We start from the raw sequence: 20922 nt of genomic DNA, 5'->3' as shown, positions 1-20922 counted from the left end.
CGAGCGGAGCGAGGTGGCGACATGACCGAGGTGTTCATTCTCGACGCCGTGCGCACGCCGATCGGTCGCTACGGCGGCGCGCTCGCCGACGTCCGCCCCGACGACCTGGCCGCCGTCACGCTGCGCGCGCTCGTCTCCCGTACCCCGGGAATGGATCCTGCGACGATCGACGACGTGCTGCTGGGCGACGCGAACGGGGCGGGCGAGGACAACCGCGACGTGGCGCGCATGGCCGTGCTGCTGGCGGGCCTGCCGACCAGCGTGCCCGGGGCGACCGTCAACCGGCTGTGCGGCTCCGGGCTGGAGGCGGTGATCGGGGCGGCGCGGGCCATCGCGGTCGACGACGCGTCGCTGGTCATCGCAGGCGGCGTCGAGTCGATGAGCCGCGCCCCGTGGGTGCTGTGCAAGCCGGAGCGCGGCTTCCCGCGCGGCCACGAGACGCTGCACTCCACCACGCTGGGCTGGCGCATGGTCAACCCGCGCATGCCCGCCGAGTGGACCGTCGCCCTCGGCGAGGGCGCCGAGATCCTCGCGGACAGATACCGGATCACCCGCGAGGCCCAGGACAGCTTCGCGCTGCGCAGCCACGTCCGCGCGGCTGCTGCCCACACCCACGGTGAGTACGTCCGGGAGCTCGTGACCCTGCCGGAACTGGCAACGGACGAGTCGATCCGCGCGGACACGTCACTGGCGGCGCTGGCCAAGCTCAAGCCCGTGTTCCGCCCGGACGGGACGGTGACGGCGGGCAATTCGTCGCCGCTCAACGACGGGGCGGCTGCGCTGCTGCTCGGCTCCCCGGACGCCGCCGAGCGCGTCGGGGCGCGCCCGCTCGCCCGGATCGTGTCGCGCGCGGTCGTCGGCGTCGACCCGCACCTGTTCGGCATCGGCCCGGTCGGGGCGGCGCGCACCGCGCTGGCCCGGGCCGGCATCGGCTGGTCCGACCTCGCGTCGGTGGAGCTCAACGAGGCGTTCGCGGCGCAGTCGCTGGCCTGCCTGTCCGAGTGGCCCGACCTGGACCCCGAGATCGTCAACCCCGACGGCGGCGCCATCGCGCTGGGCCACCCGCTCGGCTGCTCGGGCGCGCGCCTGCTCGGCTCGCTGGCCTGGCGGCTGCACCGCCGCGGCGGCGGCTACGGCCTGGCCGCCATCTGCATCGGCGTGGGCCAGGGCCTCGCCGTCGTGCTGGAAGGACTCGCGTGATCGTCCTCCCCTCGTACGAGCGGCCGGTGGGGGTGCACCCGCCGCTGGACAGCCCGGGGTACGGGTCGACCGCCCTGCGGCACCCGAAGCGCGACCTCGTGCTGCTGCCGCAGAACCTCACCGAGGTGACCGGCCCGATGCTCGGCGCCGACCGGATCCGGCCCGGCGACGACGACCTGACGCACGCGCTCGGCGGCGAGGCGCAGGGGCAGCGCATCCGGGTGTTCGGCCGGGTGCTCGACTCGGACGGCCGGCCGGTGCGCGACAGCCTCGTCGAGGTGTGGCAGGCCAACGCCGCCGGCCGCTACCGCCACGCGGCGGACAACTGGGACGCCCCGCTCGACCCGCACTTCACCGGCGTCGGCCGGGTGCTCACGGACGCCGACGGGCGGTACGGGTTCACGACCGTCAAGCCCGGGGCGTACCCGTGGCGCAACCACCACAACGCGTGGCGGCCCGCGCACATCCACTTCTCGTTGTTCGGGCGCGCCTTCACCCAGCGCCTCGTCACCCAGATGTACTTTCCGGACGACCCGCTGATCCCGTACGACCCGGTGCTGGGCGCGATCCCCGACCCGGCGGCGCGCGAGCGGCTCGTCTCCCGGTTCAGCCTCGCCGGCACCACGCCGATGTACCAACTGGCGTTCGAGTTCGACATCGTCCTGCGCGGCCCGGCGGCCACGCCCATGGAGGCACCGCACGATGACTGACCTGGCGCCCACCCCGTCCCAGACGGCGGGGCCCTACCTGCACCTCGGGCTGCTGTGGGACGACGGGCCGGACGTGGTCGCCGAGGGCACCCCCGGCGCGATCGTCATCAGCGGGCGGGTCCACGACGGCTCCGGCGCCCCGGTCACGGACGCGCTCGTGGAGACCTGGCAGGCCGACCCGGACGGCCGCTTCGCCCACCCGGACGACCCGCGCGGCCCATCGGCCTGTCCCGGGTTCCGTGGGTGGGGCCGCTGCGCGACCACCGCCGACGGCGGCTACGCGATCCGCACCCTCAAGCCCGGCGCGCTGCCCACGCCCGAGGGCGCCACCGAGGCGCCGCACGTCAACGTGTCGGTCTTCGCGCGCGGGCTGCTCGACCGGGTCGTCACCCGGATCTACTTCGCCGACGAGGACAACGCCGCCGACCCCGTGCTGGCCACGGTGGACGCCGACCGGCGCGACACCCTGATCGCGCGGCCGGTCGACGGCGGCTACCGGTTCGACGTTTGCCTGCAGGGCGCCGGGGAGACGGTGTTCTTCGATGTTTGACGAGACGTTCGGCGCGCCCGCGGCGGTCGCGGCGACAGGCGACGCGGCGTGGGTGCGGGCCATGCTGGACGTCGAGGCCGCCCTGGCGCGCGCGTGCGCGGCCCGCGTCATGATCCCCGAGGCTGCGGCCGACGCGATCGCCACGGCCTGCGCGACGGACCTGGTCGACCCCGCCGACCTCGCCCGCGCGGCGGTCGCCTCCGCCACCCCGGTGATCCCACTCGTCGAGGCGATCCGGGCGGCCGTGCCGGAGCACGCCGAGCACGTCCACGTCGGCGCCACCAGCCAGGACATCGTCGACACCGCGATGATGCTGGTGACCCACCGGACCCGGCCGATCATCGAGAAGGACCTGCGCGGCTGCGTCGACCGCCTCGGCGACCTCGTCAGGCAGCACCGCGACAGCGCGCAGCTGGGCCGGACGCTACTCCAACCGGCCGAGCCGATCACGTTCGCCGGGACGGCCGGCGGGTGGCTGGACGCCATCGGCTATGCCCGGGCGGGCCTGTCCCGCCCACGGCCGGTCGTCCAGCTGGGCGGGGCGGTGGGCAACACCGCCGCCTTCGGCGTCAGGGGCCGGCAGATCGGCATCCAGATGGCCAAGCTGCTCGGCATCCACTACACCGAGCCGTGGCAGACCGACCGGGCGCGGGTCGCCGAGCTGGGGGCCGCGCTCGGTGTGGTCGCCGGCACGCTCGGCAAGGTGGCGCTCGACGTGGTCCTGCTCGCGCAGGCCGAGATCGGCGAGGTGAGCGAGGCCTCCGCCGACGGCGGCCGGTCGTCGGCCATGCCGCACAAGCGCAACCCGGCCCGCGCCGTGCTCACCATCGCCGCCGCCCACCGCGCGCCGGCCCTGGTCGCGACCCTCTTCGCGGGGATGCCGCAGGAGCTGCAGCGCGCCGCGGGCCGCTGGCAGGCCGAGTGGCCCACGCTCACCGAGCTGCTGCGGGTCACCGCCGGCGCCGCCCACCACGCCCGGGCCATGCTCGACAACCTCCAGGTGCACCCGGACCGGATGGCCGCCAACCTCGCCGCGGCCCGGACATGACGCTCCATCACGTGGTCGACGGGCCGGCGGACGCGCCCGTGCTGCTGCTCGGCGGGTCGCTGGGCAGCGACGTCTCGCTGTGGGCGGCGCCCGCCCGGGCGCTGTCGGAGCGCTACCGCGTGGTGCGGTTCGACCACCGGGGGCACGGGCGCTCGCCCGTACCCCCTGGGGTCTGGGACGTTGCGGATCTCGGCCGGGACGTGCTCGCGTTGCTGGACCACCTGGGGGTTGCGCGGGCGCACTACGCCGGCCTGTCGCTGGGCGGGATGGTCGGGATGTGGCTGGCCGCGCACGCGCCCGAGCGGGTGGACCGGCTGGCGCTGGTGTGCACGGCGGCGTTCCTGCCGCCGGCGAAGGGGTGGCTCGACCGCGCGGCGGCGGTGCGGGCCGGCGGCCTCGCGAGCATCGCCGACGCGGTGCTGGCCCGGTGGTTCACGCCCGGGTTCGACCCCGGCCCGGCGCCGCGCGCCATGCTGCTGGGCACGCCGGCGGACGGCTACGCGGCGTGCTGCGAGGCGATCGCCGCCATGGACCTGCGGGCCGACCTGCCCCGCATCGCGGCGCCGACGCTGGTCATCGCGGCGGCCGACGACCTGGCCATCCCGCCGGCGCTGGGCGCCGAGATCGCGGCGACCGTGCCCGGCGCGCGGTTCGCGGTCGTGCCCGGCGCCGCGCACCTCGCGGCGCTGCAGCGACCCGACGCGGTCACGGACCTGTTCGCGCGGCACCTGGCCGGCGAGGTCGTGGGTGACGCGGCCGCAGTGCCGACCGCGACCCGGCACGCCGCGGGCATGGCCGTGCGGCGCGCCGTGCTCGGGGACGCGCACGTCGACCGCGCCGTGGCGGACACGGACGCGTTCACCGCCGACTTCCAGGACCTGATCACCCGGTACGCGTGGGGTGAGGTCTGGACGCGCGACGGGTTGGGCCGGCGCGAACGCAGCCTCATCACGCTGGCCATGCTCGCCACGCTGCGCAGCGGGGAGTTCGCTGTGCACGTGCGGGCCGCGCTGCGTAACGGGGTGACGCCGGAGGAGATCTCCGAGGTGCTGCTCCAGGTCGCCATCTACGCTGGTGTCCCCGCCGCCAACGCGGCGTTCGCGGTGGCCCGGCGTACGCTCGCGGCGACCGGTGAGGAGACAGAGCCGACGTGAGCGAACCGACGACCGAGTTCGTCCAGTCCCTGGACCGTGGGCTGGCGGTGATCCGCGCGTTCGACGCGGAGCACCCCGAGCTGACCCTGGCCGAGGTCGCCCGGGCGACCGGACTGAACCGGGCATCGGCGCGGCGGTTCCTGCACACCCTGGTCGAGCTGGGATACGTCCACTTCGACGGGCGCCTGTTCTCGCTGCGGCCCAAGATCCTCGAGCTCGGGTACGCGTACCTGTCGAGCCTGTCGCTGCCCGAGGTCGCGATGCCGCACCTGGAGCGGCTGGTCGAGCGGGTGCACGAGTCGTCGTCGGTGTGCGTCCTCGACGGCGACGAGGTCGTGTACATCGCCCGCGTGCCCACCCGGCGCATCATGCGCATCGCGATCGCGGTGGGCACCCGGTTCCCGGCGTTCGCCACCTCGATGGGTCGCGTGCTGCTGGCCGGCCAGTCCGACGACTGGCTGGACGGCTACCTGGCGACGGCCAAGCTGTCCGCGATCACCCCGAACACGATCGCGGACGCCAAGCGGTTGCGGGCCGAGTTGCTGTCGATCCGCCGCAGCGGGTACGCCCTCGTCGACCAGGAGTTGGAGGAAGGGCTCATCTCGCTGGCCGCCCCGATCCGCGACGGCGACGGTCGGGTGATCGCGGCCGTGAACCTGTCGACGCACGCGAGCCGGGGCTCGGCCGAACAGATGCGCGAGCAGTTCCTGGAGCCGCTGCGGGAGACCGCGGCGGCGATCGAGGAGGACCTGCGCGCCACGGGAGCAACCTGGCGCTCCTCGCGCTAATTGTGCCTTTGCGTCCGTTTTCAGTGATATACCTGGTCGTAGGAATTGTCACTAAATGGGCGGTTTACCCATGCCTGCAATCTCCCGGCGAACGCGCCGCGCGACCATGTCCGTCACCGCCGCCATGGCGGCCCTGGGCCTGGCCACGGTGCTGGTGATGCTGCCCACGGGCGCGTCGGGGGCGACGGTCGGACCCTTCAACCCCGTGGACCCCACGGACGGATTCCTCGTCTACGTCGCCGAGGACGCCAACCTCATCACGAACGAGAACGAAGGGACCCTCGCGGTCGGCGGCGACCTCACCGTCGGCGGCAACTACCAGCTCGCGTTCGTCACCGCGGGCAACTTCATCGTCCCGGGCGAGACCCTGCCGACCTCGCTCGTCGTGGGCGGGCAGGTCGACTGGGCCGCGAGCACCGCGGGCGTCCGCCTGTACGTCAGCCTCGCGAGCAACGTCCACATCGGCGACATGTCCAACAGCTTCGCGCGCTGGACCGACAACAACAACGCGCAGGTGAGCACCCGCATCCTGCCGGGCAACGACTACAACGCGTACCCGAACATCCAGCTCAACACCCGTCAGGACCCGGCCACCGTCCAGAAGAGCGTGCTGGACTTCAGCACCGCCTTCGCGACGATGGGCCAGCAGGCCACCGCGATGGCCACCTGCGCACAGAACGTCACGCTCACCGACACCGGCGGCACCGCGATCACCCGCCCCATCACCGCCGACACGCAGGTCACGGTCCCGCTGACCGCCGGGGTCACCAACGTGCTCAACCTGACGGCCACCGAGGCCAACCACCTCACGGTCGCGAACTTCCCGACGGCGCCGACGGCCACCTCGCCCCTGATCATCAACGTCGACACGAGCGACGTCGGCGACGACTTCACCTGGCGCATGCCCACGTTGAGCGGCAGCTTCGACGCGCACTACATCCTGTGGAACTTCCCCACCGCGACCCGGATCGTCCAGCCGTCGTCCGCGGCCGCGTCCGTCGAGGGCACCATCTACGCCCCGAACGCGGACTTCATCGACGACAGCCCGGGCAACAACGAGGGCAGCATGGTCGTCAAGTCGCTCATCCACGGCGGCCCGCCGTCGGTCGGGACCGTACGCAGCGGCGAAATCCACAACTTCCCGTTCCTTGCCCAGGTCAGCTGCCTGACCGCCACCCCCACGCCGACCACCACGGAGACCACCGGCACCCCCACCGCAACCACCGCCGCACCCACCGAAACCACCGCCGCACCCACGGAGACCACCGCGGCCCCCACCGAAACAACCGCGGCCCCCACCGAAACAACCGCCGCACCCACCGAAACAACCGCCGCACCCACGGAGACAACGACGGCGCCGACCGGCCCTCCGGTAACGGCAAGCCCGACGGCGGGTGAACCGACGCCCACCGCCACGGGCGGTGGCGGCGGAGGCGGGGCCGCCGGCGGTGGCGGCCTACCCGTCGTCGCGTCGACCACCGGTCTATCGGGTCCACCGGGCGGCACGCTCCCCGTGACAGGGTCCGCCGCAGCCACCGCCCGGGCCTGGGCCGGCGCGGGGCTGATCCTGGCCGGCGCCGCGTTCCTCCTCGCGGCCCGTCGCAGGCGCGACGACGGGGCGTGATCCGCCGGAGGATTGTGTGTGGTGAACCCGCGTTGTTACCGTCGTGCTCCGCCGACGACGGGCTGGGGTGCACGTGGGAATCAAGCAGAGACTCAGGACGGGCCTCAAGGGCAACCGGAGGGTCGCGCTCGGCTGGTCGGTGCTGTTCGTCGCGGCGTACCCGGGACTGTTCGTGGGCGCGGCCATCCCCTCGGCCGCCGCCTTCGCGATCAGCCTGACCGTCGTCTGCCTCGCCGAACGGCAGACCCCGCGCCGCGCGCCGGGCCTGGTCACCGCGCTCAAGCGCGCGCAGCTCGACGCGCCGCACCGGCTGCTGCTGCGCGACGGGGCGATCCTCGCGTTCGCCGTGCGGGTGGCGCCCACCGCGGTGGCCGTCGCGCTCGCCGTGGCGCTGCTGGCGTTGCACCTGCTGCGCGGCCTGCTCGCGAACCGGCTGCGCAACGTGGTGCTGCTGCGCACGTTCCCGCTGCTGACGCGCAACCTGAACCTGGATGCCCTGCGCATCCCGGACGCGCCGCCGGCGTGGCTGGGGCACGCCCACCGCGGCTGGTTGATCTACGCGGGCCTCCCCCTCGCCGCCGGGGTCCTCCTCGACCACCTCGCGGGTACGGGCATGAGCGCGATCATCCTCGCGACGCTGACCGTGGCCGGGGTGGCCGGGGTGGCCGGGATGGCGGCCGCGCACGTCGGCCGCAACCGGCACCTCGGCGACGCGGACCGGGTGAAGGCCGAGATCGCGCGCCAGGTCGCGGCGTTCCGCCCCGAGGTGGTCGTCTACTTCTCGCTCGCCGGCGACGGCACGTCGACATACCAGATCGACCAGTGGCTGCCCACGCTGCACAAGCTGCCGCGGCGCACGCTGATCCTGGTCCGCGAGCGCGTGCACCTGCCCCGTATCGCGCCCACGTCGCTGCCGATCCTGTGCGTGCCGACCTCGGCCGACGTGCAGGATCTGGCGCTGCCGCAGGCCCGGGTGGTGTTCTACGTCGCCCACGCCGCCAAGAACATCCACATGCTGCGCGTACGCAGCGCCCGCCACGTCTTCATCAACCACTGCGAGAGCGACAAGGAGGCGAACTACAACCGGTTCGCCCGCGTCTACGACGAGGTCTGGGTCGCCGGTCCGGCGGCCCGCGACCGGTACCGGGTGGCCGGGGGCGGGGCGGTGGCCGACCGCGACATCGTGGAGGTGGGCCGCCCGCAGACGGCCGGCATCGCCCCGGCGGTCGCGCCGGGCACCCGCCCGTTCACCGTCCTGTACGCCCCGACGTGGGAGGGCGTCGCGTCGACGTTCGATGTCTCGTCCGTGCGCGCCGCCGGCGCCGCCATCGTCACCGCCCTGCTGAGCCTCGATCCGCCGGTCCGCGTCATCTACAAGCCGCACCCGCTCACCGGCAGCCGCGACCCCGGCGCCGCCACCGCCAGCAGAAAGATCGCCGCCCTGGTGGCGGAGGCGAACGCCCGCCGCGCCGCCGACCCGGCCTTCGCGGCCGACCCTTCCTATGTGGCGGATACCGCCACCCGCGCGGCCGCCGCCGAGCAGGTCCGCTCGCTGACGGCCCGCATCGCGGAGCTGGCCGAGCCCTCAGGTGACCGCGACGAGGCGCAGCTCGCCCGCGACCACGGGCGCCGCGACCCGGCCGCCTTCGCGGAGCTGGTCGCGTGCGAGCGGCAGCTGCGGGAGGCCGACTGGGCGGCGGTCGGCCGTTGGTCGCACCGCGTGGTCACCGACCGCGCGCCCGACCTGGTCTCCTGCTACAACGAGGCGGACCTGCTGGTCTGCGACATCTCCGCGGTGGCGTCGGACTTCACGGTCAGCGACAAGCCGTACGTCATGGCGAACGTCTCGGGCATCGACGACGACACGTTCCGGGCGGCGAACGCGACGGCCGCCGGCGCGTACCTGATCGCTCCCGACGCGGCCGGCCTCGCCGAGGTCGTGGCGGCCGTGCGGGGCGCCGCCCCGGGCGCCGACCCGCTGGCCGGGACCCGCCGGATCACCCGGGAGTACCTGCTCGGCCCAGCCGAGCCGGACTCGTACACCCGGTTCGTCGCGGCACTCGACGCGGTGGAGGCGACCCTGCCGGCGCGCACCGTGCCCGCCCAGGCGCGCGGCGAGGTGATCGCGGCCCACGGCTGAGGGGCGCGCCGCTGTTAGCGTGACGTCATGCCGGACCCCCTCATCATCGCGCTGGCCGTCGTCGCCGGCGTCATCGTCGCCGGCCTGGTCGTCTCCGGCGTGCGGCGCCGCGCCCAGGGCACCGACCTGGTCGGCTCCCAGCTGGCCCGGCGCGCCGCCCCGGCCGCCCCACCGGCCACCATGGAGGAACGGATCGCCGACCTCCTGCGGCACGGCCGCAAGATCGAGGCCATCAAGGTGTACCGCGAGGCGACCAGCGCGAACCTCGCGGACGCCAAGCGCGCCGTCGAACGCTTCGAGACCGGCAACCCGCTCTCCCACGACCCGCTGCCGCCCGTCACCCCCAGCGTCCTCGACGACGCCGCCTGGCGCCAGCTCCGCGACCTCACGTCCCGCGGCCAGAAGATCCAGGCCATCAAGCTCTACCGCGACCTGACCGGCGCCAACCTCCGCGACGCCAAGAACGCCATCGACTCCCTCTGACAAAGAATCCTGGGACGGGATCAATGGATGTCCGTGGGTTTCGTCCCAGGATTCCCCAAGAGGATCACGCCCGCTGCCTCCAGTGCCATCGCACGTTACTCGCGCGTACGTGGTTTCGGTAAGGCAACGGTACGCAACATATCGACCACCGTCGTGGTATGAAAACGTTGACAGAGTCCCGGCGGGCCGGAATGCTGTTGCGATCGGCGAAACCCGCTTCGAATTGTGAAACGTCTTCAGTCGCGGAACTCCACCCCGGGAGCCCCATGACGACCACGCTGCCGCCGAGCCTGCTGGCCACGCTGCCCGGAACCGCGTACACGGATCCGGCCGTGTTCGCCCACGAGCAGGAGCTCATCTTCGAACGGATGTGGTTCTGCGCGGTGCGGGCTTCGGACGTGGCCGACGCCGGGGACTTCCGGACCGTCACCGTCGGGCGGGAGAGCGTCATCGTCGTGCGCGGGCACGACGGTGCCGTCAACGCGTTCTTCAACGTGTGCCGCCACCGGGGAGCCCGCGTCTGCACCGAGGAAGCGGGTTCGGTGAAGCGGACGCTGCGGTGCCAGTACCATGCCTGGTCTTATGATCTTGATGGTCGGCTGGTCGCGGCGCCGAACCTGGTGCACATGCCCGACATCGACCGGGTCGCGTTCGGGCTGAGGCCCGCACACACGCGCGAGTGGCTCGGCTACGTGTGGGTGTGTGTCGCCGACGAGCCACCGTCCTTCTCCGACGACGTGGTGGGCGCGGTCGTGACACGGCTGGGCGACGTCGCCTCCATCGACCGCTACGCGCTGCAGGACCTCGCCGTCGGCGCGCACATCCGCTACGACGTCAGGGCCAACTGGAAGCTCATCATCGAGAACTTCATGGAGTGCTACCACTGCTCGACGATCCATCCCGAGCTGGTCAGCGTCCTGCCGGAGTTCGCGAAGGGCTACGCGGCGCAGTATTTCGTCGGCCACGGCGCCGAGTTCGGCCCGCGGATCGAGGGCTTCACGGTCGACGGGTCACCGGGCCACGGGACGATCCCGACGCTCGCGCCCGAACAGGACCGGCGCTACTACGCGGTGACGGTCCGACCCAACCTGTTCATCAACCTGGTGCCGGACCACGCCATCCTCATGCGGATGACGCCGCTGGCCGCCGACCGCACGATCGTGGAGTGCGACTGGCTCTTCCAGCCGCACATCGTCGCGCAGGGCCGCGACCTGACCGCGAGCGTGGAGCTGTTCGACCGGGTCAACCGGCAGGACTTCGACGCGTGCGAGCTCTGCCAGCCGGCGATGTCCTCGCGCGCCTACGCCGGTGGCGGCGTCCTCGTGCCCAGCGAGCACCACCTCGCCGACTTCCACGCCTGGCTGAGCGCGCGGCTCAGCCCAACCAGCCCAGCCCATGACTGATCTCGTCGGCGCCGGCCACGAGCACCGGCGCGCATTCGGTCATCCGGTCCGGCGTGAACCGGTACGCCGGCCCGGACGCGCTCACGGCCGCCACGACGTCGCCGCGACCGTCGCGCACCGGGGCGGCGATGGCGTTGAGCCCGACCTCGTACTCCTCGATGGTCTGCGCGTAGCCGCGCGACACGGCGCCGACGAGGTCCCGCTCCAACGCGGTCCGCGTGACCAGGGTCGCCGGCGTGAAGCGGGCCAGCCCGGCGGTGCGCAGCAGGTCGGCGCGCCGCGTCTTCGGCAGGTACGCCAGCAGGATCTTGCCGCTGGACGTGGCGTGCAGCGGGGTGGCCCGGCCGACCCAGTTCTGCGCGGCGACCGCCGCGGTGCCCTGCACCTGGTCGATGTTGACCGCGTGCTCGTCGCGGGCGACCGCGACGTTGATGGTCTCGCCGAGCGTCGCGGCGAGACGCTCGCACACAGGCCGGGCGCAGCGGCTGAGGTCCATCCGCGCGGTGACCGCGCCGGCCAGCCGCACGATCCCGAAGCCCAACTGGTAGCGCCCGCGGTCGCCGTCCTGCTCCACGAGGCCGCGCGCCTCCAGGGCACCGAGCAGGCGGAACGCCGTGGACTTGTGCACGCCGAGCTCGTCGGCGACCTCGGTCACCCGGCTCGGCCCGCGCCGGGCCAGCAGCTCCAGCACGGTGATGGCGCGGTCGACCGACTGGACGCCGCCGGAGTCCTGGCTGTTGCTCATGGCGAAACCTTAAGCACAATCGTGGGAACGGGGTGGCATGGCGCCGACATATGACGTGGTGATTGTGGGCGGCGGCTCGGCGGGCAGCGTGCTGGCCGACCGGCTCAGCGCCGACCCGGCCATCTCGGTGCTCGTCCTGGAGGCCGGCCGGCCGGACTACCCGTGGGACGTGTACGTGCACATGCCGGCCGCGCTGACCTTCCCGATCGGCAACCGGTTCTACGACTGGGGCTACGAGTCCGAACCTGAGCAGAACCTGAACGGCCGCCGGATCTACCACGCGCGCGGCAAGCTGCTCGGCGGCTCCAGCAGCATCAACGGCATGATCTTCCAGCGGGGCAACCCGCTGGACTACGAGCGCTGGGGCGCCGACCCGGGCATGGAGACCTGGGACTACGCGCACTGCCTGCCGTACTTCAAGAAGTTGGAGGACGCCACGGCGGCCGCGGCGGACGACGAGTTCCGCGGCCACGGCGGCCCGCTGACCCTCGAGCGCGGCCCGGCGGACAACCCGCTGATCGGCGCGTTCTTCGGCGCGGCCCAGCAGGCCGGCTACAACCTCACCGACGACGTCAACGGATACCGCCAGGAGGGCTTCGCGGCCTTCGACCGCACGATCCGCAACGGCCGCCGGTGGTCGGCCACCCGGGCCTACCTACGGCCCGCGATGCGCCGGAGGAACCTGACGGTACGCACGCGCGCGCTCGCGCACCGGGTCCTCTTCGAGGGCACGCGGGCGGTCGGCGTGGTCTACGAACACGGCGGCCGGCTCGAGACCGTCCACGCGGGCGAGGTGATCCTGTGCGGCGGGGCGTTCAACTCGCCGCAGCTGCTGCAGCTGTCCGGCGTCGGCAACGCCGCCGAGCTGGGCGCGCTCGGCATCGAGGTCGTCGCCGACGTACCGGGCGTGGGCGAGCACCTGCAGGACCACCTGGAGGTCTACATCCAGTACGCGTCGACGCAGCCGGTGTCGATGCAGCCGTACCTGAAGTGGCGGCACCGACCGTGGATCGGGGCGGCGTGGCTGTTCGGCCGGACCGGTCCGGGCGCGACCAACCACTTCGAGTCGGGCGGGTTCGTGCGGAGCAATGACGACGTCGCGTACCCGAACCTGATGTTTCATTTTTTGCCGATCGCGGTGCGCTACGACGGGTCGTCGCCGGCGGGCGGACACGGGTACCAGGTGCATGTCGGGCCGATGTATTCCGACGCCCGGGGCAGCGTGAAAGTGCTTTCCTCCGATCCGCGCGCGAAACCCGCGCTGCGGTTCAACTACCTGTCCACCGAGACGGACCGTCGCGAGTGGGTGGAGGCGGTGCGGGTGGCCAGAAACATACTGAACCAACCCGCATTGGCGCCGTTCAATGGTGGCGAGTTGTCGCCGGGCCCGGATGTCGGGACGGACGCGGAGATTCTCGCGTGGGTCGCCCGCGACGCGGAGACGGCCCTGCACCCCTCGTGCACCTGCCGGATGGGGACGGACAACATGTCCGTTGTGGACCCCGCAACCATGGTGGTTAATGGGCTGTCCGGCGTCCGCGTGGTGGACGCGTCGGTGTTCCCGTACATCACCAATGGGAACATCTACGCGCCCACGATGATGGTCGCTGAGAAGGCGGCCGATCTGATCCTGGGCCGTCAACCCCTTGCGCCGTCCACAGTCGAGTTCTACCGTCGCAACGCCCTACCTCATTGATCCGGTACGGTCCCCTGTGGACCTTGCCATGCGTCGATCATCCAACCCGCCGGGATTGTGGCTTAAGTTACAATCATTTAATTTGGTGGAAATGATGGTCGCCAATCCTGAGTCCGATTCATGACGTCCGGCGGTCTGGAGATCCACAGCATCCAGGCGCAGATGGGAAGCGGTGCCACCTGATGAGACCGGCCACAACGCCCACCAACAACCGGCCCTCGCCCACGCGCACAGCGGCTAACGAAGTGGTTGGACACCGCCGCACCCGCGCCGCCCGCGACCGCGCCGGTTGGCAACCGGGCGAGGTGACCGAGCCCGCCGCCGGTCCGCCGGGGGGTCAGTGGTCGCCACCCACCAACATGCCGCCGCCCCCGCCCCCGCCACCCGGCTGGCAGCCCAACGAGGAGCCCGTCGCGCCCGGCCGCACCATCGGCGGCCGGCTCGGCCGCATCCTGGCGCTGCCGTTCGTCGCCGTCGTCGGGCTGCTCTCGGTCGTGGTGGTCAACGACTTCGACGCGTACCAGACGTCGACCCGCGCCACGGCGGCCGTGGAGCTCACGCTGCAGGTTCAGGACCTGGTCCAGGAGCTCCAGGTCGAGCGCGGCATCGTCAGCGGCCTGCTCGGCGGCAACGCCTGGTTCACCAACGTCATGGCTGACGCGCGCACAAAGGTGGACGCCGAGGTCGTCGACCTGCGGGCCAACGCGAGCGGCACCGCCCAGGGCGCCGACCAGGTGCGCAAGGCCGTGACCGCACTGAGCGACCTGGCGTCCGTCCGCGAACGGATCGACAGCAAGAAGATCACCCGCGCGGCCGCCTTCACGTACTACACGCGCCACATCGCGGCGCTCAACGGCATCGACTTCGGCCTCGACCGCGTCAGCGACCAGCGGCTGCGCCGCGCCGCCGTCGCGATGGAGGAGCTCGGCCAGATCAAGGAGACGACCGCTCAGGAGCGGGCGTTCCTCAACGGCGTGTTCGCCGCGGGCGGCTTCAAGGGCAAGGAGTACGTGCAGTTCTCCGCGATCCAGGGCGACTACCAGGCCGCCCTCGACCGCTTCCACCGCTACGCCAACCCGTACCAGAAATGGCTGCTGGACAAGTCGCTCGACACCGGCGCGGCCCGTGAGGCGGCCGCCTTCCGCGAGGTGGCCGTCGCCGCCGGCGCCGGCCGCCGGTTCGTCGTCGACCCGCAGTCGTGGTGGTCGGCGCTCACCACCGTGCTCGACGACATGCGCGAGGTCGAGGAGGAGGTCGGCGAGGGCATCTCGATCCGCGCGCACAACCTGCAGATCGACGCCACCTGGCGACTGGGCCTGCTGCTCGCGCTCGTCGCGATCTGCGTGATCGGCGCGATCATCCTGGTGGTCACGGCCGCCCGGTCGATCACCCGACCGCTGGCGGCGCTGGCCACCGAGGCCGACGCCGTGGCGAGCCGCCGGCTGCCCGACGCCGTGACCCGGGCGCAGGGCGCCACCGAGGTCGAGGATCTCCCGCCGCCCGAGCCCGTACGCGTGCCGGCCCGGGCAAGTCAGGAGATCCACTCGGTGGCGGCGGCACTCGACCGCGTGCAGCACACCGCGTACGCGCTGGCGACCGAGCAGGCGCTGCTGCGCCGCAGCACCACCGAGTCGCTGGCCAACCTGGGCCGGCGCAACCAGAACCTGCTGCGCCGCCAGCTCGGCTTCATCACCCAGCTCGAGCGGGAGGAGACCGACCCGGCGGGCCTGGCCAACCTCTTCGAGCTCGACCACCTGGCGACGCGCATGCGGCGTAACGCGGAGAGCGTCCTCGTGCTCGTCGGCGAGGGCGCCCCGCGCAGCTGGGCGACGCCGCTGCCCGTGGCCGACGTGCTCCGCGCCGCGATCTCCGAAGTGGAGGAGTACCGGCGGGTCCAGCTGCGCCGCATCGACGACGCCTGGATCGGCGGGCAGTACGTGGCGAGCATCGCCCACATGGTCGCCGAGCTGGTGGAGAACGGCCTGTCCTTCTCGCCGCCCGACGTGGACGTCGAGATCCAGGGCCGCCAGCTGCCCGGCAAGTACCTCATCGCCGTGACCGACCAGGGCATCGGCATGGAGGAGGCGGAGCTCATCCGGGCCAACGAGCGCCTGCGCGGCGGCGAGAACTTCCTCACCGCGCCGACCCGCTACCTCGGCCACTACGTGGTCGGCCACCTGGCCCGCCAGATGGACATCGACGTGCAGCTCGCGCAGTCGCCGGTCACGGGCATCACCGCGCGGGTCACGTTGCCCGGCACCGTGCTGGCCTCCCGGCCCAGCGTCACGTCGGGCAGCGCCGGTGACGGCGCACACCAGGCCCGCCAGGCACCGCCCGCGCCCGAGCCGCAGACGTCGTACGCGCGCCAGCCCGAGCCCGCGGCTCCGGCCGCGGCGTCGCAGTGGACGGCCGACTCGTCCTGGGGCGACCCGCTCACCGACTCGTCGTGGGGCCAGACCGACACGTCCTGGATGGACGCGCCGGTCCCGGACACGCCCCGGGCGATCCTGGCGACGCCCGTCTCCGTCGTGGAGTACGTGACGGCGCCCGGCGACTCGTTCGCCCAGCCGACCACCCACATCCCCGTGGTGGGCACCCCCGCCACCGGCGGCGACCGTACCGCCAACGGCCTGCTCAAGCGACAGCCGCGTAGCCGCGCGGCGCAGCCCGGGCCGGCCGTGCCCCAACAACCCGCGGCGCCCCGCGCCGCCGAAATGGATTCCTCGCCGGCGGAGGTCCGGTCGCGCCTGACCTCCCTGCGTGCCGGCATCCTGCGTGGCGAGAACGACACATCGATGGGGCTCGGTGCGTGGCCCGGCTCCGACGCGGAAGGGGGCTCCCGTGCCCGTTGATCTCCAGGCCGACGTCAACAACCTCAACTGGCTGCTGGCGAACTTCGTCCGGAACACCGACGGCGTCCGCGACGCCGTCGCGGTGTCCTCGGACGGCCTGCTGGTGGCCACCTCGGACGGCCTCGACAGGGCCAGCGGCGACCAGCTCGCCGCGATCGTGTCGAGCCTGGTCAGCCTGTCGCGCAGCGCCTCGCGCCGGTACGAGTTCGAGGCGCTCAAGCTGATCATGATCGAGATGAAGCGGGGCTTCCTGCTCGTCTCGGCGATCAGCGGCGGCAGCTGCCTCGGCGTCATCGCGGACTCCACGGGCGACCTCGGCCTCATCGGCTACGAGATCACCACCCTGGCCGACCGCTTCGGCGCCCTGCTGACCCCCGGCCTCATCGCAGAGTCCCGGCGTTACCTACCGCAATGAGCAATCTGGAGGGTCCCAGACTGCCGGATCCCCGGATGATCCCGCAGTGGCAGGCGCCGCCGCCCCGGCGGGCCGTCGACGATGACGGCCCACCGCCGGCACCCGGCCGCCACGCCGAGGACCCGCTCATCCGGCCGTTCTTCGTGACCGGCGGCCGGACGCTGCCGCTCCAGGACGGTCTACGCATCGAGACGCTTGTCAGCGCGCAGCCGTGGGCCGCGCACGCGCCGCTGCGGTTCGAGGCCCAACAGATCGTCGAGCTGTGCCAGTCGCCGCGCTCGGTGGCGGAGATCGCCTCCGGGCTCGGCGTACCGGTGGGGGTCGCGAAGGTGCTCATCGCGGACCTCGCCACCGACGGCTACGTGACGTGTCACCAGACCGTCGAGATTCCCATCGACATCATCGAGAGGATCAGGGACCGTGTTCGGGCGCTCTAGCCAACCGTCACCGCCGATGGCGGTGAAAATCGTGATCAGCGGGGGCTTCGGCGTCGGCAAGACGACCTTCGTCGGGGCCATCTCCGAGATCGAGCCGCTGGTGACAGAGGCCGACATGACCGAGATCTCCATCGGCGTGGACGACACCACCGGCGTCGACGGCAAGACCACCACCACCGTGGCCCTCGACTTCGGCCGGATCAGCCTCGACTCCTCGCTGCTGCTGTACCTCTTCGGCACGCCCGGTCAGGACCGCTTCTCCTTCCTCTGGGAGGACCTGGTCGACGGCGCGCTGGGCGCGGTGATCCTGGTCGACACCCGCCGCATCGAGGACAGCTTCCCGTCCATCGACTTCTTCGAGGACCGGAACATGCCCTTCCTGCTCGCCGTGAACGCGTTCGACTACGCGCCCCGGTTCGCGCTGGAGGAGATCCGCGAGGCCCTCGGCGTGAGCCTCGACGTGCCGATCCTCGAGTGCGACGCGCGCCAGCGCGGTTCGGTCAAGGGCGTTCTCGTGGCGCTCATCGAACAGGTGCTCGCGCACCGCCTGAGCCAGGCCACGGTGGGCACGCGGTGACCGGCGACGCCACGCTCGACGTGCGGCACCTGTGGAAGGTGTTCGGGCCGCGCGCCGAACGGGTCGTCGGCACCCCGCTCGCCGACCTGTCCCGGGCCGATCTGCTCGCGCAGACCGGTTGCGTGGCCGCCGTCAGAAACATTTCCTTACGCGTACGCCCTGGCGAGCTGTTCGTCGTGATGGGACTGTCCGGTTCCGGCAAGTCGACACTGGTGCGCTGCATGAACCGGCTCATCGAGCCGACGGCCGGGCAGGTGCTGCTCGACGGCGAGGACGTCGGCGCGCTGGACGCCCGCGGGCTGCGCGCCCTGCGCCGCAACCGGGTCGGCATGGTGTTCCAGCACTTCGGCCTGCTGCCGCACCGCCGCGTCCTCGACAACGTGGCGTACGGCCTGGAGATCCGGGGCGTGCGCCGCGCCGAGCGCTACCGGCGCGCCAGCGAGGTACTCGACCTGGTCGGCCTGTCCGGGTACGCCGACGCGTACCCCGACCAGCTCTCCGGCGGCATGCAGCAGCGGGTGGGCCTGGGCCGGGCGCTGGCGGTCGACCCGGAGATCCTGCTGTTCGACGAGCCGTTCTCGGCGCTCGACCCGCTGATCCGCCGGGACATGCAGAACGAGGTCATCCGGCTGCACCGCGAGGTCGGCAAGATGATGGTCTTCATCACGCACGACCTGCACGAGGCGCTGCGCCTGGGCGACCGGATCCTCATCATGCGCGACGGGGAGATGGTGCAGGTCGGCCGGCCCGACGAGGTGGTCGGCGCGCCCGCCGACGACTACGTGCGCGACTTCGTCGCCGACGTGCCGCGCTCGCACGTGCTTACGCTGCGCTGGGTGCTGCGCGACCGTCGTCCCGACGACGCCCTCGACGGCCCCGAGCTGGGACCGGACGTGGTGGTGCGCGACGCCGTACGCATCGTGCTCTCGTCGACCGCGCCCGTGCGCGTGGTCGAGGGCGGCCAACTGCTCGGCGTCGTCGACCAGGACGCGATCCTGCGGGTCATCGTGGCCGAGGAGCCCGAGGCCCGGGTCGGCGTCGCCGCCGGGGCCGCCTGATGGCGACGGTCTCCGCGACCGGGTCCACGCCCGTGCCCGCCGCACGCTGGCGCGCCCGGCGGCCGGGCAGGGGAGCCCTGGCGCTCGGCGTCCTCGCGGCGTGGGTGGTCGCCTGGTGGCCGTTGCGCGGGCGGGACACGCTGAGCCTGCCCACCTCCGACCTGACCCCGGCACACGACCGGCTCAACGAGCTGCGCGACTGGGTCGACGCCCACCGGGCCGACAACGCCTTCTTCACGGGGTTCGTCGAGGGCGTCCGGGTCACCGTCGACTCCCTGGCCACGTTCCTGCAGGAGCTGCTGAGCCAGCCCGCGTACGGGCGGCCCGTGCCGGTGATCGGCTGGCTCGGCGTGGTGGCGCTCCTGGCGGCCGTGGCGTTCCGGCTGGCCGGCCTGCGGGTGGCCGTCCTCGCGGCGGCCGGGTTCACGAGCTTCGGGCTGCTCGGGCTCTGGACCGAGAGCATGGACACGCTCGCGCTGACGCTCACGGCCGTACTCATCTGTGTGGTCATCGGCGTGCCGCTGGGTGTCCTGCTGGGCCTGTCGCCCCGCGTCGCCCGCGTGGTGAACCCCGTCCTCGACCTGACGCAGACGCTGCCGACGTTCGCCTACCTGGCCCCGCTGGCGCTGCTGTTCCTCATCGGCCCGGCCACCGGCGTGATCGCCACGGTCATCTACGCGATCGCCCCCGTCGTGCGGATCACCTCGCTGGGCGTCGCCGGCGCGAACGCCGCGGCCCTGGAGAGCGGCCGGTCGCTGGGCGCCACGGGCTGGCAACTGCTGCGCACCGTCCGGCTGCCGGCCGCGCGCCGCATGATCGCCGTGGGCATCAACCAGACCACCATGTGCGCGCTGTCGATGGTGACGATCGCGGCGCTGATCGCCGCGCCGGGCCTGGGCTCGACGGTGCTGCAGTCGCTGCGCATCCACGACACGGGCGGCGCGTTCACCGCCGGCCTCGCGATCGTCATCATGGCCGTGGTCCTGGACCGCATCACCACGGGCGCGATCCGGCGGGCCGAGCGCCGCACGCGCCCGCCGCGGCTCGCGGTGATCGGCGTTGCCGTCGGGGCCGTGGTCGCCGTCTACCTGTCGTACACGTTCTACTGGGCCGCGCTGTTCCCCGGCGATGGCTCCATAGGCACGGCGCTCGCCGACGGGGTGAACGCGGCCACCGACTGGGTCCGGGTCAACCTCGTCGACATCACCGGCGCGATCAAGAACGCCGTGACGTACGGGCTGATCAATCCCCTTGAGGCGCTGCTCGCCCAGTCGCCGTGGTGGCTCGTGTGCGTGGCCGTCCTGGCCCTCACCGCGATCCTCGCCGGCCCGCGCCAACTGCCGATCGTCGCGGTCTGTCTGGGCCTGGTCATCGCGACCGGGCTCTGGGAGGCGGCGATGACGACGCTCGCCGCCACGCTCATCGCGACCGCCCTGGTGCTCGCCGTGGGCGTCGCCTTCGGCGTGTGGCTGGGCCGCAGCGACCGGGCCGACCGGGCGCTGCGCCCGATCCTCGACGCGGCGCAGGTCATGCCGGCGTTCGTGTACCTCGTGCCCTGCCTGGCGCTGTTCGACCCGAGCCGGTTCACCGGGATCATCGCGGCCGTCGTGTTCGCCGCGCCCGTCACCATCAAGCTGATCGCCGCCGGCATCCGCGAGGTGCCCCCGACGATCGTCGAAGCGGCCACGGCGAGCGGCGCGACGGCCGGGCAGATCATCGCGAAGGTGCAGCTGCCGCTGGCCGGGCGCGCGGTCGCGCTGGCCGCTAACCAGGGTCTCAACTACGTGCTGTCCATGGTCGTCGTGGGCGGCCTGGTCGGCAGCGGCGCGCTCGGCTACCTGGTGGTGGCCGGCCTGGTGCAGAACAAGGTCTTCGGCAAGGGCCTGGCCGCCGGCATCGCGATCGTCCTCCTGGGACTCATGTTGGACCGCATCGCCCAGGCGACCGCCGCGCGCGCGGCGCGTGCGCCGAACCAACGACGTCCCATCCCAAGCCCCTCGTCCACAACACAAGGAGATGTCTGAGGTGAAGGTAGGTACACG

Annotated in this window: 18 protein-coding genes; 17 read left to right on the top strand and 1 reads right to left on the bottom strand. The window is 72.6% G+C overall.

What is annotated here, in order from left to right; genetic code table 11:
* Nucleotides 1-21: 21 nt before the first annotated feature.
* The 10 genes from ABD211_RS17000 to ABD211_RS16955 all read left to right on the top strand — a co-directional run bounded on the left by ABD211_RS17000 (nucleotide 22) and on the right by ABD211_RS16955 (nucleotide 11100).
* Nucleotides 22-1200 carry a thiolase family protein gene (locus ABD211_RS17000; protein WP_344132267.1) on the top strand — a complete coding sequence of 393 codons (1179 nt, stop codon included), beginning with the start codon at nucleotides 22-24 and terminating at the stop codon, nucleotides 1198-1200.
* On the top strand, nucleotides 1197-1910 hold the full coding sequence (gene pcaH, locus ABD211_RS16995) for a protocatechuate 3,4-dioxygenase subunit beta (RefSeq protein ID WP_344132264.1): 714 nt from the start codon (nucleotides 1197-1199) through the stop codon (nucleotides 1908-1910). The genes ABD211_RS17000 and pcaH overlap by 4 nt, the downstream gene beginning before the upstream one ends.
* Entirely contained in the window at nucleotides 1903-2460 is a 558-nt protein-coding gene (gene pcaG / locus ABD211_RS16990; protein ID WP_344132261.1) for a protocatechuate 3,4-dioxygenase subunit alpha, read from the top strand. The genes pcaH and pcaG overlap by 8 nt, the downstream gene beginning before the upstream one ends.
* Nucleotides 2453-3508, top strand: a complete 1056-nt coding sequence (locus ABD211_RS16985; protein WP_344132257.1) for a lyase family protein — start codon at nucleotides 2453-2455, stop codon at nucleotides 3506-3508. Before pcaG ends, ABD211_RS16985 begins: the two co-directional genes overlap by 8 nt.
* The gene (gene pcaDC, locus ABD211_RS16980; RefSeq protein ID WP_344132255.1) at nucleotides 3505-4662 is read left to right on the top strand and encodes a bifunctional 3-oxoadipate enol-lactonase/4-carboxymuconolactone decarboxylase PcaDC; all 1158 of its coding nucleotides are present in this window, start codon (nucleotides 3505-3507) and stop codon (nucleotides 4660-4662) included. Before ABD211_RS16985 ends, pcaDC begins: the two co-directional genes overlap by 4 nt.
* Nucleotides 4659-5450, top strand: coding sequence for an IclR family transcriptional regulator domain-containing protein (locus tag ABD211_RS16975; protein ID WP_344132252.1), 792 nt, complete (start codon nucleotides 4659-4661; stop codon nucleotides 5448-5450). Before pcaDC ends, ABD211_RS16975 begins: the two co-directional genes overlap by 4 nt.
* Nucleotides 5451-5520: 70 nt before the next feature.
* Nucleotides 5521-7074 carry a collagen-binding domain-containing protein gene (locus tag ABD211_RS16970; protein ID WP_344132249.1) on the top strand — a complete coding sequence of 518 codons (1554 nt, stop codon included), beginning with the start codon at nucleotides 5521-5523 and terminating at the stop codon, nucleotides 7072-7074.
* Between the two features lie 73 nt (nucleotides 7075-7147).
* Nucleotides 7148-9214: a hypothetical protein gene (locus ABD211_RS16965; protein WP_344132246.1), complete on the top strand. Its 2067-nt coding sequence runs from the start codon at nucleotides 7148-7150 to the stop codon at nucleotides 9212-9214.
* A gap of 27 nt (nucleotides 9215-9241) precedes the next feature.
* Nucleotides 9242-9697 carry a hypothetical protein gene (locus tag ABD211_RS16960; RefSeq protein WP_344132243.1) on the top strand — a complete coding sequence of 152 codons (456 nt, stop codon included), beginning with the start codon at nucleotides 9242-9244 and terminating at the stop codon, nucleotides 9695-9697.
* A gap of 266 nt (nucleotides 9698-9963) precedes the next feature.
* Nucleotides 9964-11100 carry an aromatic ring-hydroxylating oxygenase subunit alpha gene (locus tag ABD211_RS16955; protein ID WP_344132241.1) on the top strand — a complete coding sequence of 379 codons (1137 nt, stop codon included), beginning with the start codon at nucleotides 9964-9966 and terminating at the stop codon, nucleotides 11098-11100.
* Here the strand turns inward: ABD211_RS16955 and ABD211_RS16950 are convergent.
* Nucleotides 11072-11845: an IclR family transcriptional regulator gene (locus ABD211_RS16950; protein ID WP_344132238.1), complete on the bottom strand. Its 774-nt coding sequence runs from the start codon at nucleotides 11843-11845 to the stop codon at nucleotides 11072-11074. The two genes, ABD211_RS16955 and ABD211_RS16950, sit on opposite strands and share 29 nt — an antisense overlap.
* A gap of 37 nt (nucleotides 11846-11882) precedes the next feature.
* Here ABD211_RS16950 and betA point away from each other — a divergent pair, with 37 nt between their 5' ends.
* From betA to ABD211_RS16915, 7 genes are all read left to right on the top strand, one after another.
* Nucleotides 11883-13541, top strand: coding sequence for a choline dehydrogenase (gene betA, locus ABD211_RS16945; RefSeq protein ID WP_344132235.1), 1659 nt, complete (start codon nucleotides 11883-11885; stop codon nucleotides 13539-13541).
* 245 nt (nucleotides 13542-13786) lie between these two features.
* Complete coding sequence (locus tag ABD211_RS16940) at nucleotides 13787-16393, top strand: sensor histidine kinase (RefSeq protein ID WP_344132232.1); 2607 nt, start codon at nucleotides 13787-13789, stop codon at nucleotides 16391-16393.
* Nucleotides 16383-16808 carry a roadblock/LC7 domain-containing protein gene (locus ABD211_RS16935; RefSeq protein WP_344132230.1) on the top strand — a complete coding sequence of 142 codons (426 nt, stop codon included), beginning with the start codon at nucleotides 16383-16385 and terminating at the stop codon, nucleotides 16806-16808. The genes ABD211_RS16940 and ABD211_RS16935 overlap by 11 nt, the downstream gene beginning before the upstream one ends.
* Nucleotides 16805-17245, top strand: coding sequence for a DUF742 domain-containing protein (locus ABD211_RS16930; protein ID WP_344132227.1), 441 nt, complete (start codon nucleotides 16805-16807; stop codon nucleotides 17243-17245). The genes ABD211_RS16935 and ABD211_RS16930 overlap by 4 nt, the downstream gene beginning before the upstream one ends.
* Nucleotides 17229-17822 carry a GTP-binding protein gene (locus ABD211_RS16925; protein WP_344132224.1) on the top strand — a complete coding sequence of 198 codons (594 nt, stop codon included), beginning with the start codon at nucleotides 17229-17231 and terminating at the stop codon, nucleotides 17820-17822. The genes ABD211_RS16930 and ABD211_RS16925 overlap by 17 nt, the downstream gene beginning before the upstream one ends.
* Entirely contained in the window at nucleotides 17819-18880 is a 1062-nt protein-coding gene (locus ABD211_RS16920) for a quaternary amine ABC transporter ATP-binding protein (protein ID WP_344132222.1), read from the top strand. The genes ABD211_RS16925 and ABD211_RS16920 overlap by 4 nt, the downstream gene beginning before the upstream one ends.
* On the top strand, nucleotides 18880-20904 hold the full coding sequence (locus tag ABD211_RS16915; protein WP_344132219.1) for an ABC transporter permease: 2025 nt from the start codon (nucleotides 18880-18882) through the stop codon (nucleotides 20902-20904). Before ABD211_RS16920 ends, ABD211_RS16915 begins: the two co-directional genes overlap by 1 nt.
* Nucleotides 20905-20922: the final 18 nt, after the last annotated feature.

It is taken from the genome of Luedemannella flava (assembly GCF_039528515.1).
In the GTDB taxonomy this organism is placed as follows: Bacteria; Actinomycetota; Actinomycetes; order Mycobacteriales; family Micromonosporaceae; genus Luedemannella; species Luedemannella flava.
Note: the sequence above shows the minus strand (reverse complement) of the source record. Positions and strands in the feature narration are given on the sequence as shown.

Bases quoted from the DNA above. Each gene is read 5' to 3' on its own strand.
- ABD211_RS16970 (WP_344132249.1), top strand. From the start codon at position 5,521: ATGCCTGCAATCTCCCGGCGAACGCGCCGCGCGACCATGTCCGTCACC.
- ABD211_RS16950 (WP_344132238.1), bottom strand. From the start codon at position 11,845: ATGAGCAACAGCCAGGACTCCGGCGGCGTCCAGTCGGTCGACCGCGCC.
- ABD211_RS16955 (WP_344132241.1), top strand. From the start codon at position 9,964: ATGACGACCACGCTGCCGCCGAGCCTGCTGGCCACGCTGCCCGGAACC.
- ABD211_RS17000 (WP_344132267.1), top strand. From the start codon at position 22: ATGACCGAGGTGTTCATTCTCGACGCCGTGCGCACGCCGATCGGTCGC.
- betA (WP_344132235.1), top strand. From the start codon at position 11,883: ATGGCGCCGACATATGACGTGGTGATTGTGGGCGGCGGCTCGGCGGGC.
- pcaG (WP_344132261.1), top strand. From the start codon at position 1,903: ATGACTGACCTGGCGCCCACCCCGTCCCAGACGGCGGGGCCCTACCTG.
- ABD211_RS16915 (WP_344132219.1), top strand. From the start codon at position 18,880: ATGGCGACGGTCTCCGCGACCGGGTCCACGCCCGTGCCCGCCGCACGC.
- pcaDC (WP_344132255.1), top strand. From the start codon at position 3,505: ATGACGCTCCATCACGTGGTCGACGGGCCGGCGGACGCGCCCGTGCTG.
- ABD211_RS16985 (WP_344132257.1), top strand. From the start codon at position 2,453: ATGTTTGACGAGACGTTCGGCGCGCCCGCGGCGGTCGCGGCGACAGGC.
- ABD211_RS16960 (WP_344132243.1), top strand. From the start codon at position 9,242: ATGCCGGACCCCCTCATCATCGCGCTGGCCGTCGTCGCCGGCGTCATC.
- ABD211_RS16930 (WP_344132227.1), top strand. From the start codon at position 16,805: ATGAGCAATCTGGAGGGTCCCAGACTGCCGGATCCCCGGATGATCCCG.